Here is a 17,095-nt window from a genome sequence, read left to right as displayed (position 1 = left end):
ATGGAGAAGTTCACCACCCACACCGGCGTCGCCGCCCCGCTGAAGCGCTCCAACGTCGACACCGATCAGATCATCCCCGCCGTGTTCCTCAAGCGCGTCACCAAGACGGGGTTCGATGACGCGCTCTTCCACGCCTGGCGCCAGGACCCCGGCTTCGTGCTCAACCAGGAGCCCTTCCGCAAGGCCTCGGTGCTGGTCGCGGGGCCGGACTTCGGCACCGGATCGAGCCGCGAGCACGCGGTCTGGGCGCTGCGCGACTACGGCTTCCGCGTGGTGCTGAGCCCGCGCTTCGCCGACATCTTCCGTGGCAACTCCGGCAAGCAGGGTCTGCTCGCGGCCACGGTGGAGGAGGCGGACATCGAGCGCATCTGGGCGCTGATCGACGAGGAGCCGGGGCGAGAGATCACGGTCGACCTCGAGGCGCGCACCGCCGCGATCGGCGACTTCCGGACCCCCATCGGGATCGACGATTACACTAGATGGCGGCTCCTCGAGGGGCTCGATGACATCGGGCTCACCCTGCGCAACGAAGACAAGATCGCGCAGTTCGAGGCCCGCCGCGAGTCGTGGCGGCCACGTACGCTCCCCGTTCGCTGAGCGGGGGGAGCGTGGGCCGGGGGCATCCGCCCGGCGGCTCCGGCCGCGGTCCGTGTGAGAAGAAGAGGCTCTGCGAATGACGACACCGCTGCACGACACCATCCCCGCCGACGGAGGCATGCCGCTCACAGGCGACGTCCTTGCGATCAGGGGAGGGCGGCCGCTGCGCGGGCGCGTCGATGTGAAGGGCGCGAAGAACCTGGCCACCAAGGCGATGGTCGCCTCTCTTCTCGGCGAGACCACGAGCGTGCTGCGCGATGTCCCGGCGATCAGCGACGCGGCGGTCGTGCGCTCGCTGCTCGAGGTGCACGGCGTGCGGGTCACCGAGGGCGACGAGCCCGGCTCGCTCGTCTTCGACCCGAGCGACGTCGAGTCGGCGCACTTCGAGGAGATCGATGCCCACGCGGGTGCCTCCCGGATCCCGATCCTCTTCTGCGGACCGCTTCTGCACCGTCTCGGTCAGGCCTTCATCCCCGACCTCGGCGGATGCCGCATCGGGGACCGGCCGATCGACTTCCACCTCGACGCACTCCGCAAGTTCGGCGCCATCGTCGAGAAGCTGCCGAGCGGCATCCGTCTCTCCGCCCCGAACGGTCTCCGCGGGGCGAACATCCACCTGCCCTATCCGAGCGTCGGCGCGACCGAGCAGGTGCTCCTCAGCGCGGTGCGCGCACAGGGGACGACCGAGCTGCGCAACGCCGCGATCGAGCCCGAGATCATGGACCTCATCGCGGTGCTCCAGAAGATGGGCGCGATCATCTCCTACGAGCCCAACCGCGTGATCCTCATCGAGGGCGTGCAGACCCTGCGGGGCTACGACCACCGGTCCATCTTCGACCGTAACGAGGCGGCGTCCTGGGCGAGCGCGGCGCTCGCGACCGATGGTGAGATCTTCGTCGGCGGCGCCAAGCAGCAGGAGATGCTGACGTTCCTGAACGTGTTCCGCAAGGCCGGCGGCTGGTTCGACATCCAGGAGGACGGGATCCTCTTCCGTCGTGGCGGCGAGCTGAAGCCCGTCGTGGTCGAGACCGATGTGCATCCCGGCTTCATGACCGACTGGCAGCAGCCGCTCGTGGTCGCCCTCACCCAGGCGAACGGACGCTCGATCGTGCACGAGACCGTGTACGAGAACCGGATGGGCTTCACGGGCGCGCTCGTGAAGATGGGCGCCGACATCGTCGTGCATCCGCACGGCCTGCAGGACGGTCCGCGCCGTGTCCCACGCCGCGACCTGGAGCAGGCCGCCGTGATCACCGGGCCCACGCCGCTGCACGGTGCCGACATCGTCGTCCCCGACCTTCGCGGCGGGTACAGCCACGTGATCGCCGCGCTGACCGCGACGGGCGAGTCCAAAGTGTCCGGCGTGGACATCCTCAGCCGCGGCTACGAGAAGTTCCTGCTGAAGCTGGACGCTCTCGGCGCGGACTACGACGTCATCGGCTGATCGATGGGCAGAGCTTCGAAGGAGAAGACGCGGCCCAGCCTCTTCTGGCTGCTCGCTGTCTTCGTCGTGCCCTTCGTCTCGTTCGCGGCGAAGCTGGAGTTCCGGGGGAGGGAGCGTCTGCCCCGGGACGGCGCGTTCGTGCTGGCGCCCAACCACTATTCCGAGCTCGACCCGCTCGTGGTGGCCGTCGCGGTCTGGCGGCTCGGCCGGGCGCCTCGGTTCATGGCGAAGGAGAGCCTGTTCCGGATTCCCGTGGTCGGCTGGGCGCTGCGTCGCACGGGCATGATCCCGGTCGCGCGGAGCTCGTCGGCCGCGGCAGCGAAGCAGACGCTCGCCCAGTCCGCCGCGCTCGTCGCACACGCACGCGGGGTCATCGTCTACCCCGAGGGGACGCTGACCCGCGACCCCGACCTCTGGCCGATGCGCGGCAAGTCCGGCGCGGTGCGGCTCGCGCTCGCGGGCGACATCCCGCTCATCCCGATGGCCCAGTGGGGCACGCAGAACATCATGGGTCGCTACGCCAAGGGGCTGAGCCTGTGGCCGCCCCGCAAGCGCGTGCAGGTGCTGATCGGCGAGCCGGTCGACCTGTCGGATCTGCGTGGGCGTGCGAACGAGGCGACCGCGCTCAAGGAGGCCACGGACCGGCTCATGGCCGCGATCACCGCCCTGCTGGAAGAGGCTCGCGGAGAGAAGGCCCCGGCGACCAGGTGGAACCCCTCCGATCACGGGCAGAAGGAGACGGGACGCCTTGACTCCTAGGACGACGGCCTCGCGCCAGAAGGGCTCCGGCCTCCGGGTCGCGGTGATCGGCGCGGGCAGCTGGGGAACGACTTTCGGCAAGATCCTCGCCGACGGCGGCGCGGAGGTGACGATGTGGGCGCGCCGGCCGGAGCTCGCGAACGAGATCGCCCAGGCCAAGCGCAACTCGCAGTACCTGCCCGGCGTCAATCTGCCACGCGCTATGACCGCGACGCACGAGCTCGCGCGCGCGCTCGACGGCGCCGAACAGGTCTACCTCTCCGTCCCCAGTCAGTCTCTGCGCGAGAACCTCAAGGCGCTGCGCCCGCTGCTCTCGAACAGGGAGACGCCTGTCGTGAGCCTCATGAAGGGGGTGGAGCGCCGGAGCGGCCTGCGGATGAGCCAGGTGATCGAGCAGGAGCTGCGCTGCGACCCTGATCGGATCGCCGTGGCCTCCGGCCCGAACCTGGCCCTGGAGATCGCCCGTGAGCAGCCGACGGCGGCGGTGATCGCCTCGAACAGCCAGGAGACGGCCGACGCGGTGGCGCGTGCCGCGCGCAACCGGTACTTCCGGAGCTTCGTGAACACGGACGTCGTCGGCACGGAGTTCGGCGGAGTGCTGAAGAACCTCATCGCGGTCGCGATCGGCATCGTCGACGGCGTCGGCTACGGGGAGAACACCAAGGCGTCGATCATCACCCGAGGCCTTGTCGAGATGACCGACTTCGCGGTCGCCAACGGCGCGCAGCCCGAGACTCTGCAGGGACTGGCCGGTCTCGGCGACCTGATCGCCACCTGTCAGTCACCGCTCAGCCGCAACAACACCGCCGGGCGTCTGCTCGGCCAGGGATACGGATACCAGGACGTGGTCAAGCAGATGCAGCAGACGGCGGAGGGGCTCGCCTCCATCGCGCCCGTGTTGCAGCTCGCCCGCGCCGCCGGCGTGGAGATGCCGATCGTCGAGCAGGTCAAGATGGTGCTGGACGGCACCATGGACCCGCGGGACATCGCGCCTCATCTGACCACCGACGACGACACCCCCCAGGGGGAGAGGACCCAGAATGGACAAGCAGGCAGTGGTGGTGCTCTTCGGCGGGCGCTCCAGCGAGCATTCGATCAGCTCCGCCACGGCGGGAGGGGTGCTGCGCGCGATTGACCGCGAGCGGTACGACGTGATCCCGGTGGGGATCACCCGCGAGGGCGCCTTCGTGCTGGAGGACGACGAGCCCGACAAGTTCCCTCTCGACGCGGGGCATCTGCCAGAGGTGGTCGACAACGGCACTCGTGTGCAGTGGCCGGAGCCTGGCGGCGATCGGACGCTGCGTGTCACGCGCGGGGATGTCGTCGAGTCGTATGGCACGATCGACGCCGTCCTGCCGCTTCTGCACGGGCCGCACGGCGAGGACGGCACCCTCCAAGGCTTCTTCGACACGATCGGCGTGCCATACGCCGGCGGCGGGGTGCTGGACTCCGCGGTGTGCATGGACAAGCACTTCATGAAGGTCGCGCTCCAGGCAGCCGGCATCCCAGTGGCGCCGTGGATCACCGTGCGTCGTCGCGAGTGGGATGCCGACGCCGATCGTGTGCGGAACGAGGCTCGCGCGCTCGGCGCGCCGCTGTTCGTCAAGCCGGCACGCGCCGGGTCCAGCGTGGGCGTGTCCAAGGTGACGGACGCTGCAGACCTCGACGCGGCGATGGCCATCGCGTTCGCAGAGGACGACAAGGCGATCGTGGAAGCCGGAGTCGTGGGACGCGAGATCGAGGTCGCGGTGCTCGAAGGCGGGGACGGGCCTCGGGTCTCGGTCCCGGGCGAGATCGTGCTGACCACTCGGGACTTCTACGACTTCGAGGGCAAGTACCTCGGCGGCGACGGTGTGGACGTCGTCTGCCCCGCCGACCTCACCGAGGCCGAGGTCGAGGCCGTCCGCGACGCCGGAGCGCGCGCCTTCGAAGCCGTCGAGGGTCGCGGCCTGGCTCGCGTCGACGTGTTCCTCACGGTCGAGGGCGAGGTGATCGTGAACGAGCTGAACACGATGCCCGGCTTCACGCCGATCTCGATGTTCCCGAAGTGCTGGATCGCCTCAGGTCTATCTTACCGCAACCTCATCACGGAGCTGATCGAGACCGGTCTGCGTCGCTGACGGCTCACGCGATCGCCGCGGACGCCCTTCCGGTTCACTGGGGTGGCGGTGTGGACGGCTTGGTCTCGGGGGCGGTGCAACGCGCGGCCGAGGGGAGCTTCGTGAGCTTCGGCCCCAGGGCGTCGAGGACACCGTCGGGGCTGATCTTGCTGCTGTCGACGCGCACCTCGACCGCGGGCGTGCGGCCGTAGGTGATCAGCCGGACCAGGCGCGTCCCCTCCTGCGGGTCGACGAGCCAGTCGACGTTCTGGAAGGTCACGCACCGCAGCGTGCTGGGGCCCGGAGGCTCCACGCCGCATCGGAGGGTCACCGCCGTCGGCGTGCCCCAGGCGCCGGTGGCCTGCGCGTCGGTCCACACCCGGTCCTGAGTCGGGCCGGAGGCGTTCTCGAGCGCCTCCGGGAGGCGGACCATCACCTCGGCGCAGAGCGGGTCGTTCGCTGCCGGCGCGGCGACCATCGGCTGGGTCGTCGAGCAGCCGGAGACCCCGAGAACCGCCACCAGGGCGGCAAAGGCGATCCCGGAGCGGCGAAGTCGAGGCATGGCTCCAGGCTACCGTTGACTTCATGTCCGAACCCGCAGAGCCGGTCGACCCCCGTATCGCCGACGTACCCGAGGGAACTCTCCTGCGTGCCATCCTGCGCCGTACTCCTGTGGCGTCGCACAGCCTGCTCGGGCCCGGGGACGACGCCGCGGTGATCGCTGCTCCGTCGGGCAGCGTCGTCGCGACGACCGACACGCTCGTGCACGGACCCGACTTCCGGCTGGCCTGGTCCAGCGGATACGACCTGGGCTGGAAGGCCGCCGCGGTGAACCTCGCCGACGTGGCTGCGATGGGGGCGCGCCCGACCGCCCTCCTGGTCGCGCTCGCGATCCCGCGTGACATGCCGGTCGCCTTCGTGGAGCGGCTGGCGGACGGGCTGCGCGACGCCTGCAACGCCCTCGCGCCCGGCTGCGCGGTGGTCGGCGGCGATCTGACGGTCTCCGATGTGCTCACGGTCGCCGTCACGGCCCTCGGCGATCTGGAGGGTCGTGATCCGGTGACCCGTTCGGGAGCCAGGGCCGGAGACGTCGTGGCGGTGGCGGGAGAGCTCGGCGCGGCCGGGGCAGGGCTGGCCGTGCTGTTCGGCAGGTTCCGCCGCGACGGCGAGCCCGTGCCCGTCGACGTCGCCGCACTCGCCGAGGGTGAAGGTGCACTGGTCGCGGCGCAGTTGCGTCCGGCCCCGCCGATCGGGCTCGGCCCTCTCGCGGCCGTCGCCGGCGCGACGGCGATGATGGACGTCTCGGACGGCCTCGCTCTCGACGCGGATCGCCTTGCCCGGGCGTCGGACGTCACTCTGGCGCTCCGGCGCGATGCCCTGGGCCCGGACCCGGGACGCGCGCTCGCGGGCGGCGAGGACCATGCGCTGCTCGCCACGTTCCCGCCCGACGTGCTTCCCTCCGGGTTCCGCGAGATCGGTCGTGCCGTCGAGGCGGTGCCGGATGTCCCGGTGACGGTCGACGGTGTGGCGGTGGGCCCCCTCGGGTGGGATCCCTACCGTGATTGGGACGCGGCCGGCGGCTGAACGCTCGGCGTCCCGGCCGACGGCGTCGCCCACCAGAGCGCCGTGTCGCCGTAGGCGCGGTCGCGGATCGGCTCCAGCCCCGCGGCGGCGAGGTCCGGCGGTGCGGAGCGGCGCGCACGCTCGATCAGCACGAGGGCCTCTGAGGCGAGGAGCGGTGTCAGAGCGACGAGGTCGGCAGTCAGGTCCTTGTCCGGAAGGTCGTATGGCGGATCGCTGAAGACCAGGTCGTAGGGGCCGGCCGCGCGCGAGAGAAAGGCCCGGACAGAGCTCTCGTGCACCGACGCGCGTCGACCTCCGCCGAGCGCTGCGTCGACCTTCGCCGCGTTGCGACGGGCGACGGCAGCCGCCGCCCGTCCCCGCTCGACGAGATCGGCGGACTTCGCGCCCCGGCTGAGCGCTTCGAGGCCAAGGGCGCCTGAGCCCGCGTAGAGGTCCAGCACGCGGGCGCCGTCGATCCCGCCTGCCGCCTCCAGGGCGGCGAACAACGACTCGCGCACGCGGTCGCTGGTCGGGCGTGTGCCCGTCCCGGGGACCTCCAGGCGGAGCCCGCCTCCGACCCCGGCGATGATTCTCGTCACCCGATCACCCTATGCGCTCCCCCTCGCGTCCTGGCGTCCGCCGGCGGAGGAGGCGTGTCCGCCCGCGACTCTAGACTCGGAGGCATGTCGGTGACCCTGGAGACGCGTCTGGAGACCGCGCTCGGCAGCTCCCACGCGAAGGCGTTGGAGAAGGCGTTCGGCATGACGACCGTCGCGGACCTCCTCTCGCACTATCCTCGCCGGTATGCGAGCAGGGGCGAGCTGACCCCGATCCTCGATCTGCCGGTCGGCGAGACGGTCACGATCGTCGCCGAGGTGATGTCCGTGACCGTCCGCGACATGCGCGCAAGACGAGGGGCGATGATGGAGGTGACGATCGGCGACGGAGTGGGGCGCATGTCGCTGACCTTCTTCGGCAAGCACCGCGGTCAGCTCGAATGGCGGGAGAAAGAGCTGCGTCTCGGGCGCCGGGGCGTCTTCTCCGGCAAGGTCGGTCGATACAAGGGCGTGACCCAGTTCGCGCACCCTCAGTACGAGCTCTTCGACGACGAGGGCGAAGCGCGGACCAAGGCCGACACGGTCGTGACCCGCCCGATCCCGATCTACCCCGCGACCTCTGCGGTCGCCACCTGGCAGATCGAGAAGCTCGTGGCCATCGCCCTGGACGCGCTGGAGCACGTCCCCGAGCCGCTCCCCGACGGCCTGCGGCTCGATGAGCGGCTGCTCGACGCACGGACGGCACTGGAGCAGGCGCATCGGCCGCAGAGCAAAGAGCAGATCGGGCCGGCGGTGCGCACCCTGCGCATGCACGAGGCGCTGACACTCCAGACGGCCCTGCTCGAACAGCGGCTCGCCGTACGCGCTCTCGCCGCGACTCGTCGCGAGGCGCGTCCCGGAGGGCTGCTCGAACGGTTCGACGCTGCCCTCCCGTTCCCCCTCACGGCGGACCAGGTCGAGGTCGGTGCGACGATCGCAGCCGACCTCGTCGCGGACTCGCCCATGAACCGGCTGGTGCAGGGGGAGGTGGGCTCCGGCAAGACCCTCGTCGCGCTTCGAGCCATGCTTCAGGTCGCGGAGTCTGGCGGTCAGGCAGCGCTCATCGCGCCGACCGAGGTGCTGGCCGCCCAGCATCTGCGCTCGATCACCCGAATGCTCGGCCCGAAGCTCGCCCCCGAAGTGATGCCGACGCTGCTCACCGGTCAGATGTCCGCGCCAGAGCGCCGCCGCGCCGCTCTGCGGGTCGCCTCCGGCCAATCCCTGATCGTCGTGGGCACGCATGCGCTGCTGGGCGAGAAGACGACCTTCGCCGACCTCGGGCTCGTGGTGGTGGACGAGCAGCATCGGTTCGGCGTCGAACAGCGCGAGGCGTTGCGTGCGAAGGGCGCGAGTCCACACGCGCTGGTCCTCACAGCGACGCCGATCCCTCGCACCGTCGCCATGACGGTCTTCGGCGACCTCGACACCTCGGTGATCCGCAGCATGCCGGCCGGCCGAGCGGGGATCGAGACGTTCGTCGCGCCCTTGGCCGATCATCCGGGGTGGTTCGCACGTGTGTGGGAACGGGCGGCGGAGGAGGTGGCGCAAGGGCGCCAGGTCTTCGCCGTGTGCGCGGCGATCGACACCGACAAGGGGCAGGCCGAAGCCGACCAGGAGGCGGCCGAGGTCGAGGGCGAAGCGCCGGCGGGTCCGCGGTGGGGCGTCGAGCAGCTGCTCGCGGCGCTCGCCACGCATCCGCGGATCGGCGCACTGCGTCTCGCGGGGCTGCACGGGCGCATGTCGGCGGACGAGAAGGACGCCGTCATGCAGGCCTTCGGGCGTGGCGAGATCGACGTCCTCGTGGCGACGACCGTGATCGAGGTCGGGGTCGACGTCCCCAACGCCTCGACGATGATCGTGCTCGATGCGGATCGCTTCGGCGTCTCGCAGCTGCACCAGCTTCGCGGCCGGGTCGGGCGGGGGAGCGTGCCGGGACTCTGCCTGCTGGTCACCGAGGCTGAGCAGGGGACACCGGCTCGCGAGCGAGTAGACGCTGTCGCTGCGACTCTGGACGGCTTCGCGCTTGCCGAGATCGATCTCGAGCTAAGAGGAGAGGGCGATGTGCTCGGCGCTCGGCAGTCCGGCATCCGCTCCTCGCTCAAGCTCCTGCGCGTCGTGAAGGACGCCGAGCTCATCGTCCGCGCGCGGGAGATCGCGGAGGGGATCCTCGCCGAGGATCCAGCGCTCGTCGCGCATCCCGGACTCCGCCAGGCGATCGACCGGCGGCTCAGCGAGGACGACAGGGCCGCGCTCGCCAAGAGCTAGGCTGGACGCATGAGCAGCCGGATCGCCGTCGTCCCGGGTTCCTTCGATCCGCCCACTCTCGGGCATCTGGACGTGATCCGCCGTGCCGCTCGGCTATACGACGAGCTGCACGTCCTGGTTGTGCACAACCCGGACAAGCAGGCGATGCTACCGGTGGCTCAGCGGCTCTCGCTGCTGGAGGAGTCCATCGCCGAGGACGGTGTGGAGGGCAATGTCATCGTCGGCTCCTGGAGCATGGGCCTGCTCGTCGACTACGCGCGCGACGTGAACGCGGGTGTGCTCGTCAAGGGCATCCGCTCCCAGGTCGATGTCGCCTACGAGTCGCCGATGGCGATCGTCAACCGGCATCTCGCCGACATCGAGACCGTCTTCCTGCTGCCAGACCCTGCACACGCTCTGGTCTCCAGCTCGTTGGTCCGTCAGGTCGCGGCTCTCGGAGGAGACGTGGCGCCCTTCGTGCCGCCGCCGGTGGCGCGGTTCCTGGACACGGGCGCTCGCGGACTCTGACCCCTCTGAACCCGGCGCGAGCCCAGTCGGCCCTCAGACGCTGTCGGTAGACTGGGGTGGTGAAGACTCGATTCAACGGACCCTTCGTGCTTCCGGTCCGCGACATCGTCCGGCGCCCGGGCGAGATGCGCGAGCACGAGATCGTCGTCCGCCTGACCGAGCGGTGGGGGGAAGGGCTCGTCGCGGTCGAGGAGGGCACCGAGGTCGTCACCGACGTGCGGCTCGAGTCCGTCCACGAGGGGATTCTCGTCTCGGCGACGGTCGACTCGACCTACCGCGGCGAGTGCGGTCGTTGCCTCAATCCGATCGAAGAGCCTGTCGAAGTCGAGTTTCAAGAGCTTTTCGCCTATCCTGGTGAAGAAGCGAACGACTTCGAGGTTCAAGACGACCACGTGGATCTTGAAACTCTGGTCAGGGACGCGATCGTACTGTCGCTCCCGTTTCAGCCGGTGTGTCAGCCGGATTGCCCTGGTCTCGACCCCGAGACCGGCGAACGGCTGACCGAGAGCACCGGGACGGAGAGAACGGCTCCCATCGATCCTCGGTGGAGCGCGCTCCAGCAGATCACAGACCAAGGGAACGCGGCAGACCGCGGGCCCGAGAACACAGAAGGTAAATAGCCATGGCCGGTAACCCTCCGAAGCGCAAGGTCTCCCGTTCGAACACCCGCTCGCGTCGCGCGCAGTGGAAGGCGGAGGCTCCCGCCCTCGTCAAGACCATCGAGAACGGCAAGGTCGTCTACAGCCGCCCGCACCAGGCGAAGGTCGTCACCGACTCGCAGGGCACCGAGCTCTTCCTCGAGTACAAGGGCCGCAAGGTCGCCGACGTCTGACGCGATCGTGACAGAGGTCCCCACGGGGACGAGGCCTCTTGGGGAGACCCTCGGCGTCGACATCGACCCGGGGCTGCTGGAGCTGGCGCTGACGCACCGCTCCTATGCGTATGAGCACGGCGGTGTCCCGCACAACGAGCGCCTTGAGTTCCTCGGAGATTCCGTGCTCGGCCAGGCCGTCACGGTCATGCTCTTCACGACCCTTCCCGACCTCGATGAGGGAGCGCTCGCGAAGCGGCGGGCCAGTGTCGTGTCGACGGTCGCCCTCGCCGAGGTGGCGCGCACCATCGGGCTCGGAGACCACCTGCTCCTGGGGCGTGGCGAGGAGCAGACCGGCGGCCGCGACAAGGACTCGATCCTCGCCGACACGATGGAGGCGGTGATCGGCGCGGCGTTCCTCTCGGCGGGGGCCGAGGCGGCCACGGCGATGGTCCTTCGCCTCACTGAACCGCTCCTCGCCGATCCGGAGCGCTACGGTGCGGCGATGGATCCGAAGACGAGCCTTCAGGAGCTGGCCGCGCGCCTGGGCGCGACGCCTCCGCTGTACTCCGTCGAGTCCACCGGCCCGGATCACGACCGTCGTTTCACGGCGACCGTCGTCGTCGGCGAGGTGACGACGACGGGCGAGGGGAGCAGCAAGAAGACGGCCGAGATGGCCGCCGCGCTGCGAGCCTGGCGTGTCCTCGGCGGGCGCGATTGAGCTCGCCGGTCCGGGGGACCCGCGATGCCTGAGCTCCCCGAGGTCGAGGTCGTCCGAGCGGGGCTTGCTCCGGCGCTGAGCGGCGCCCGTGTCCTTGCCGTGAGCGTGCTCGACGAGCGAGCCTTGACTCGCCATTCAGGCGGGACGGCAGAGTTCGTCGCGCGTCTGGAGGGGGCGGAGGTGAACGGTGTCGTCCGGCGCGGAAAGTTCCTCTGGATGCCCCTCGGGAGCGGCGAGCACGCGGTCGTCGGACATCTCGGGATGAGCGGCCAGATGCTCTTGCGTCGCCCCGGCGACGAACCCGAGCGTCATGAACGGATCCGCCTGTTCGTCGAGCACCCCGAGCACGGTGAGCTGGCGGTCGTCTTCGCCGATCAGCGCACGTTCGGGTCGCTCGCGATCGACGCGCTCGTGCCGACGGTCGATGCGCGTCCCGCCGGACGGGGGAGCGACCATGCGCTCATCCCAGCGCAGGTCGCGCACATCGCACGAGATCCGCTCGACCCGGCCTTCGACGATGAGGCATGGAGCACGGCCGTGCGTCGCCGGAGGAGCGGGATCAAGCGCGTGCTGCTGGATCAGGGCCTGGTCAGCGGGATCGGGAACATCTATGCCGACGAGTCGCTGTGGGCGGCGCGCATCCATCCCGAGACCTCGGCGAGCGCGCTCTCCGCACGCTCCACCGCACGCCTCCTCGCCGAGGTGCGTGCGGTGCTGCACAAGGCTCTCGCCGAGGGCGGCACGAGCTTCGACGCCCAGTATGTGAACGTCAACGGCCAGGCGGGGTACTTTGCGCACTCGCTCAACGCCTATGGTCGCGGGGGAGAGGCGTGCCCTCGGTGCGGCGGCCCGATCAGGCGCGAGGCTTTCATGAACCGCTCATCCCACTACTGCCCCCGGTGTCAGCGGCGGCGGTGAGGCCCGTGGAGCCGGGCGGTCAGTTGATGATCTCGCCGCGCTCGTCCTCCATGAGCGCCGCGATCCGCTCCCGCCACGTCCGCAGCGCCTCGGGTGTCTGCCTCGTCCAGTCGTGCACCTCGCCGAGGACACGGAGCGGCTCGGCGCTGCGGTAGGAGCGGGTGGGGTTGCCGGGGTATCTCTTGTCGGTGACGTTCGGGTCGTCCTCGAACTCGCCGGTCGGTGCGACGAGGTACACCCGGGGCTCGCCGTCTCCGGCGGCGAGCTCTGCGGCGAGACCGGCGCCGTCTTCGAGCGCTGTGAAGTAGATGTGGTTCATGACGATCTCCGGCCGGTAGTTGGATCGGAACCCCGCCGTGAGGAAGTCGCCGACCTCCAGATCTGCCTTGGTGCCATGGAAGAACGGACCTTTCTCCTGCTCGGCGCTCATGGGCACAGGCTACCGGCTCACGAACGCCACGACCCGGGTGACGCGAGTCAGCTGGCGAACTCCCGGGCGAGGAGCGGGCGGGTGAGTCGTGTGACCGCCCAGACGAGCAGGACGCCGGCGGCGAGCACGGCGGCGATCGTGACGAGCGACATCGGAGCGAGGATCATCGCGATGCCCAGCAAGGGGAAGATCAGGACCCCCGCGCAGATCGCCGAACCCAGGGCGGTGACGAGCAGCGGCGACATGATCGCTCTGCGTCGCGCGCGGTCGACGGTCTCCAGCGGCATGCCGAGGTGGTGCAGGCTCCGGTTCAGCTCGCGCTGATCGAGGATCCCTGCCGCTTGGTTGACGCCGACGGATGCCGCGACCATGAGGAACGAGGCGACGAGGGTGATCACGAGCCCTGTGCGCATGTCGGCGACGAGCTGCGCCTGCTCCGGCGGCCCGCCGGCGTCGCCCAGGTCGCTCATGAGGGTCACACCGGTGCCGGCGAAGACCGCCATGAAGCTCGCCATCGCGATCCCGCTCACCTGACGCCATGCCGCCTTGGGGGCGTCGAGCACGATCCGTGCCGCGAGCAGCCGCTCCGGGCGCTCGGCGCGCCGCAGCTGCACGCGGGCGGAGACCTTCAGCGCCCACGGGCCGACGAGGTTCAGCACGGCGAGCGCCGCCCCGAAGACACCGCCGAGGAGGAGAAGGCCGGTCAAGCCGCCGAGCTGTGGGAAGAGGTTCACGGCACCGAAGGCGGCGGCGATGACGAGGACGACGACCACCGCGCGGATCCAGTGCGCGGGTGTCGCCTGTGCCCGCATGCGCACGCCCAGCGGCGAGATGACCACTCGACGCAGCCCGATGACGGCGCTGAGCGCGGCGAGGAGCAGCACGGCGCCGACCACCGCGAGGATCTGCCAGGCGGGGAGGATGATCGCGGCGGCGCCGAGCGCCTGGCCGCGGAACGGGACGAGACCGACGAGGGGAGTGATGGCGAGGGACACGAGCAGGCCCGCGGCGGCGCCGATCGCGGCGACGAGAACCGATTCGACGACCGTGGCTATCGTCACCCCGGCCGGTGTGACGCCGAGCAGCCGCAGTGTGGAGAGGCGCTCGTCCCGCCGGCGGGCGGAGAGCCGCGCCGCGGCGCCGCCGAGCCCGAGGAGCGGGACGATCAGGAGGGCGAGGGCGATCGAGACGAGGATCCAGTACATCGGCGCGAAGTCGTCGGTCCAGGTCCAGAACGTCTGCGCGCCGCCGAGGATCGTGAGCACGAGCGCGGTGACGACGCCGAAGGCGACGACCGGCAGGGCGATGACACCGGCCTGCCCATGGGCGGGCCGAAGGAGCACGGCGAGGACGTGACGGTTCATGCCGAGACTCCGGGGACGGCGGAGAGGATGCGACCGTCGCGGACGGCGACGGTCCTCGTGCAGCGCGCGGCGACGTCTGCGTCGTGCGTCACGACGACGAGCGTGCGGCCCTGCCCCGTCGTCGACCAGAGGAGCGCGTCCATGACCTCGGCAGAGGTCTGCGAGTCGAGGGCGCCGGTCGGCTCGTCGGCGAAGACCACCTGCGCGCCGGTCACCTGAGCACGGGCGATCGCCACCCGCTGGGCCTGGCCCCCCGAGAGCTCACCGATCCGTCGATCCTCGAACCCGCCGAGACCGAGCGAGGAGAGCCATCCCGCGGCGTGCTGGATCGCCTCGCGGCGGGAGACGCCGTTGATCATGAGGGCGAGGGCGACGTTCTCGATCGCTGTGAGCTCGGGGATGAGCAGTCCCTGCTGGAAGACGAAGCCGAAGGACTCTCGGCGGAGTCGGGAGCGGGCGGCCTCGCGGAGGCGTGTGACCTCGACCGTCCCGCCGCCCGGCGGAGTGAAGAGGACCTGCCCCGAATCGGGGGCGGTGATGCCGGCGAGGACGTGCAGCAGCGTCGTCTTCCCCGACCCGGAGGCGCCCATGATCGCGACGGACTCGCCGGGGAGGACGGTCAGGTCGACCCCGGCGAGGGCACGCGTGGGACCGAAGGCCTTGGTCAGGGAGCGGGCGTCGAGGACAGGAGCGTTCATGGCTCCAGCTTCTCGAACGCGGGCCTCCGGCTCGTCGGCCTGGAGAAGGAGATCAGAGGGCGGGCGTCATCCGCGGGGATGAGGCCCACCCCGCGGCGGATCAGTCCAGGGTCTTCTGCCACGCGGCCGCGGAGGAGACCGGCGCGAAGCCGATGGCCTCGTTGATGTCGAGCATCGGCCGGTTCTCCTCGGCGTTGAACGTCGAGACCACCGCCGAGCCCGGGACGAGCTCCCGCCAGCGCAGCAGATTCGCGCACTTGACGATCGTGCCGAGCCGATGCCCACGATGGTCGGCGTGCACGAGCGTGCCGTACTGATGGGTGGTCGCGGCGCGGTCGGCTCCGATCACCAGCTCGTTGTACGCGGCGAGGGCTCCGCTGGGCTCGTGGACCACGGCGGCGACGGAGACCAGCTGACCCGCTTCGGCGAACTGGGCTTCACGCCGCTCGACCCGCGCGGCGTCCCACGCCTCCTCGTCGATCTCGAGGGCTCCGCTGGGAACGTCGGTGGCCATCCGCGCGAGGATCGCGGCGAACTGCTCGCGCCGCTCCGGCGGGGTGGGCAGCAGCCAGGCGACCTGACGGTAGTCCGGCCCCGCCTGTGCGACGGCGGCGGCGAGCATCGCCTCCAGGGGCGCGGGGTCGGTGCGCAGGTCGAACTCACTGTTGCGCTCGACCTGTTCGAGGGAGAAGCCGTGGCGCTCGAGCAGACCCGCCAGAGGGGAGACGGGGACACGTCCCCAGCCCGTCGGCGGGACCAGCATCCGCTCCGTCGGGTCGGCCCCGGTGATCGCCTCCGCACGGTGCAGGGTCCACGTCTGCAGGCTCGTGCGTCCGTGACTCCTCGCCTCCTCCTCGGCCTGGGCGAGGAGTGCCTCCTCCGCACCGGATCCCCAGTTCTCGGGAAGGACGAGGAGATCGAACACGGCGACCTTCGCGTCCTCCTCCTGGGCGAGGTACACGGCGACCATGCCGACGATCTCGTCGCCGCGTCGGGCGACGAAGCCGAGCGACAGCTCGTCGGTCGGGTCGTGCCAGGCGGGGAGCATCTCGGTCGCATCCGGGGCGATCTCCGGGCGGCCGGCGTCGAGCGCGCAGATCCGCCGGTTCAGCTCCGCGAAGGAGAGGAAGTCTGCGGCGTCTGCGGCGTCCAGGGAGGCGGGGATCGTCAGCGGCGCGATCGTGAGCGTCGTGTCGTCGGCGGTGGTCATGTCAGGTCCTTTCTCCAGGCCCCTTCGTAGGAGACGGGGGCGAAGCCGATGGCCTCGTTGATGTCGAGCATCGGCCGGTTCTCCTCGGCGTTGTAGGTGATGACGTGTCGGCTGGAAGGCACCTCGTCCATCCAGCCGAGCAGGCTCGCGCATTTCACGATCATCCCCAGCCGATGACCGCGGTGGGCGGCGAGGACAAGGGTGTCGTCTTGGTGCGTGCTCGCGGTGCGGTCGGCTCCGATCGAGAGCTCGGTGTAGGCGCTGAGCCTCCCGCTGGGGATATGCAGGGCGGCGGTGACCACCGCGTGTCCGTCGCCGGCGAGGCGGAAATCCTCGAAGTCGCGTACGCGGGTCTCGTCCCACGCCTCCTCGGTGGCGGACAGCCCGCCTGAGGGTGCGTCGGTCGACATGCGGGACTTGGCCCAGGCGTAGCCGTCGACATACTCCCGGGGTGTGGGGTACGCCCAGCGTGCCAGCCGGTACTCAGCGGCGTGCGCGCGAGCGTCCGCCAGCAGGCGGCCGAGACGCGAGCGCACGGCAGGGTCCAGCTCCAGCGTGCTCACCCGGTCGACCTGCTCCAGGCGGAATCCGTGACGTTGCAGGAAGCGGGCGATCCGATCGTCCGGAACGCTGCCGAAGCCGGTCGGCGCGGTGAGGCGAGGGCCATCGGAGGCCGGCTGCTCCGCCCACAGTTCGAGGGTCGAGCGGGCGTGGGCTCGTGCCTGCTGCTCGATCAGCGGATAGACCGCCGAGCCGATGCCTCGTCCCCAGACGCCCGGAAGCAGCTCGAGGTTCATCCGCGCGGTTGTCGTGTCCGCTTCCTGCGGCAGGACGAGTCCTGCGCGTCCGACGAGGTCGCCGTCCGCCTCGATCAGCCACGTGAGCCGCACCGTGTCGGCGGTGGAGCGCAGGAGCGCGAGGAGCTCTGCCGGGGTGCGATCGTCGTCGGGGCGCCCGGTCACGGCGCGGTACACCTCGTTGCGGACGGGGGCGAGCGCGCGGAGGTCGGCGGAGCCGGGGCCGTCCGCCCGATCCGGAAGGATCAGGGGACGGACCCGGACGCCGTCGGGGAGAGGCAGGGGCGGAGCCATTCCGCTCGTGACAGTGATCATG

The 17,095-nt window shown here is 70.5% G+C and carries 19 protein-coding genes; 12 read left to right on the top strand and 7 right to left on the bottom strand.

Annotation, left to right across the window (positions count from 1 at the left end):
- The 5 genes from leuD (at position 1) to ACP15J_RS02820 (ending at position 4,920) form a co-directional block, all read left to right on the top strand.
- Positions 1 to 597, top strand: coding sequence for a 3-isopropylmalate dehydratase small subunit (leuD, locus tag ACP15J_RS02840; protein ID WP_424935561.1), 597 nt, complete (start codon positions 1 to 3; stop codon positions 595 to 597).
- Positions 598 to 673: 76 nt separating this feature from the next.
- Positions 674 to 2,041 carry a UDP-N-acetylglucosamine 1-carboxyvinyltransferase gene (gene murA, locus ACP15J_RS02835; protein WP_424935562.1) on the top strand — a complete coding sequence of 456 codons (1,368 nt, stop codon included), beginning with the start codon at positions 674 to 676 and terminating at the stop codon, positions 2,039 to 2,041.
- Between the two features lie 3 nt (positions 2,042 to 2,044).
- The gene (locus ACP15J_RS02830) at positions 2,045 to 2,800 is read left to right on the top strand and encodes a lysophospholipid acyltransferase family protein (RefSeq protein WP_424935563.1); all 756 of its coding nucleotides are present in this window, start codon (positions 2,045 to 2,047) and stop codon (positions 2,798 to 2,800) included.
- Positions 2,790 to 3,935, top strand: a complete 1,146-nt coding sequence (locus tag ACP15J_RS02825) for an NAD(P)H-dependent glycerol-3-phosphate dehydrogenase (protein WP_424935564.1) — start codon at positions 2,790 to 2,792, stop codon at positions 3,933 to 3,935. The genes ACP15J_RS02830 and ACP15J_RS02825 overlap by 11 nt, the downstream gene beginning before the upstream one ends.
- Positions 3,841 to 4,920, top strand: coding sequence for a D-alanine--D-alanine ligase family protein (locus tag ACP15J_RS02820; protein WP_424935565.1), 1,080 nt, complete (start codon positions 3,841 to 3,843; stop codon positions 4,918 to 4,920). The genes ACP15J_RS02825 and ACP15J_RS02820 overlap by 95 nt, the downstream gene beginning before the upstream one ends.
- A gap of 34 nt (positions 4,921 to 4,954) precedes the next feature.
- Here the strand turns inward: ACP15J_RS02820 and ACP15J_RS02815 are convergent, their stop codons facing one another.
- Positions 4,955 to 5,461 (bottom strand): DUF3515 family protein, encoded by a 507-nt coding sequence (locus ACP15J_RS02815; RefSeq protein ID WP_424935566.1) that lies wholly within the window; start codon positions 5,459 to 5,461, stop codon positions 4,955 to 4,957.
- Positions 5,462 to 5,484: 23 nt separating this feature from the next.
- Between ACP15J_RS02815 and thiL the strand changes: the two genes are divergently transcribed.
- A complete protein-coding gene (gene thiL, locus ACP15J_RS02810) occupies positions 5,485 to 6,483 on the top strand; it encodes a thiamine-phosphate kinase (RefSeq protein ID WP_424935567.1) in 999 nt (332 codons plus the stop codon).
- On the opposite strand, the gene rsmD is transcribed toward thiL, so the two are convergent.
- Entirely contained in the window at positions 6,453 to 7,061 is a 609-nt protein-coding gene (gene rsmD, locus ACP15J_RS02805) for a 16S rRNA (guanine(966)-N(2))-methyltransferase RsmD (RefSeq protein WP_424935568.1), read from the bottom strand. The genes thiL and rsmD overlap by 31 nt on opposite strands.
- Positions 7,062 to 7,145: 84 nt before the next feature.
- Here rsmD and ACP15J_RS02800 point away from each other — a divergent pair, with 84 nt between their 5' ends.
- The 6 genes from ACP15J_RS02800 to mutM all read left to right on the top strand — a co-directional run bounded on the left by ACP15J_RS02800 (position 7,146) and on the right by mutM (position 12,280).
- The gene (locus ACP15J_RS02800; RefSeq protein WP_424935569.1) at positions 7,146 to 9,323 is read left to right on the top strand and encodes an ATP-dependent DNA helicase RecG; all 2,178 of its coding nucleotides are present in this window, start codon (positions 7,146 to 7,148) and stop codon (positions 9,321 to 9,323) included.
- Between the two features lie 9 nt (positions 9,324 to 9,332).
- Positions 9,333 to 9,830 (top strand): pantetheine-phosphate adenylyltransferase, encoded by a 498-nt coding sequence (gene coaD / locus ACP15J_RS02795; protein WP_197220452.1) that lies wholly within the window; start codon positions 9,333 to 9,335, stop codon positions 9,828 to 9,830.
- Between the two features lie 125 nt (positions 9,831 to 9,955).
- Positions 9,956 to 10,450, top strand: coding sequence for a DUF177 domain-containing protein (locus ACP15J_RS02790; RefSeq protein ID WP_241753778.1), 495 nt, complete (start codon positions 9,956 to 9,958; stop codon positions 10,448 to 10,450).
- A gap of 2 nt (positions 10,451 to 10,452) precedes the next feature.
- On the top strand, positions 10,453 to 10,662 hold the full coding sequence (rpmF, locus tag ACP15J_RS02785; protein WP_013586329.1) for a 50S ribosomal protein L32: 210 nt from the start codon (positions 10,453 to 10,455) through the stop codon (positions 10,660 to 10,662).
- Positions 10,663 to 10,669: 7 nt separating this feature from the next.
- Entirely contained in the window at positions 10,670 to 11,362 is a 693-nt protein-coding gene (gene rnc / locus ACP15J_RS02780) for a ribonuclease III (protein WP_424935571.1), read from the top strand.
- A 24-nt stretch (positions 11,363 to 11,386) separates the two neighbouring features.
- Positions 11,387 to 12,280 (top strand): bifunctional DNA-formamidopyrimidine glycosylase/DNA-(apurinic or apyrimidinic site) lyase, encoded by an 894-nt coding sequence (gene mutM / locus ACP15J_RS02775; RefSeq protein WP_424935572.1) that lies wholly within the window; start codon positions 11,387 to 11,389, stop codon positions 12,278 to 12,280.
- 19 nt (positions 12,281 to 12,299) lie between these two features.
- On the opposite strand, the gene arr is transcribed toward mutM, so the two are convergent.
- From arr to ACP15J_RS02750, 5 genes are all read right to left on the bottom strand, one after another.
- Positions 12,300 to 12,710, bottom strand: coding sequence for an NAD(+)--rifampin ADP-ribosyltransferase (gene arr, locus ACP15J_RS02770; RefSeq protein WP_424935573.1), 411 nt, complete (start codon positions 12,708 to 12,710; stop codon positions 12,300 to 12,302).
- Between the two features lie 47 nt (positions 12,711 to 12,757).
- Complete coding sequence (locus ACP15J_RS02765) at positions 12,758 to 14,074, bottom strand: FtsX-like permease family protein (RefSeq protein WP_424935574.1); 1,317 nt, start codon at positions 14,072 to 14,074, stop codon at positions 12,758 to 12,760.
- Complete coding sequence (locus ACP15J_RS02760; protein ID WP_424935575.1) at positions 14,071 to 14,772, bottom strand: ABC transporter ATP-binding protein; 702 nt, start codon at positions 14,770 to 14,772, stop codon at positions 14,071 to 14,073. The genes ACP15J_RS02765 and ACP15J_RS02760 overlap by 4 nt, the downstream gene beginning before the upstream one ends.
- Before the next feature lie 100 nt (positions 14,773 to 14,872).
- Positions 14,873 to 15,982 carry a GNAT family N-acetyltransferase gene (locus tag ACP15J_RS02755; protein ID WP_424935576.1) on the bottom strand — a complete coding sequence of 370 codons (1,110 nt, stop codon included), beginning with the start codon at positions 15,980 to 15,982 and terminating at the stop codon, positions 14,873 to 14,875.
- A complete protein-coding gene (locus tag ACP15J_RS02750) occupies positions 15,979 to 17,094 on the bottom strand; it encodes an N-acetyltransferase family protein (protein ID WP_424935577.1) in 1,116 nt (371 codons plus the stop codon). Before ACP15J_RS02750 ends, ACP15J_RS02755 begins: the two co-directional genes overlap by 4 nt.
- Position 17,095 lies beyond the last annotated feature (1 nt).

It is taken from the genome of Microbacterium sp. S308A+ (assembly GCF_049800815.1).
Lineage (GTDB): Bacteria > Actinomycetota > Actinomycetes > Actinomycetales > Microbacteriaceae > Microbacterium.
Note: the sequence above shows the minus strand (reverse complement) of the source record. Positions and strands in the feature narration are given on the sequence as shown.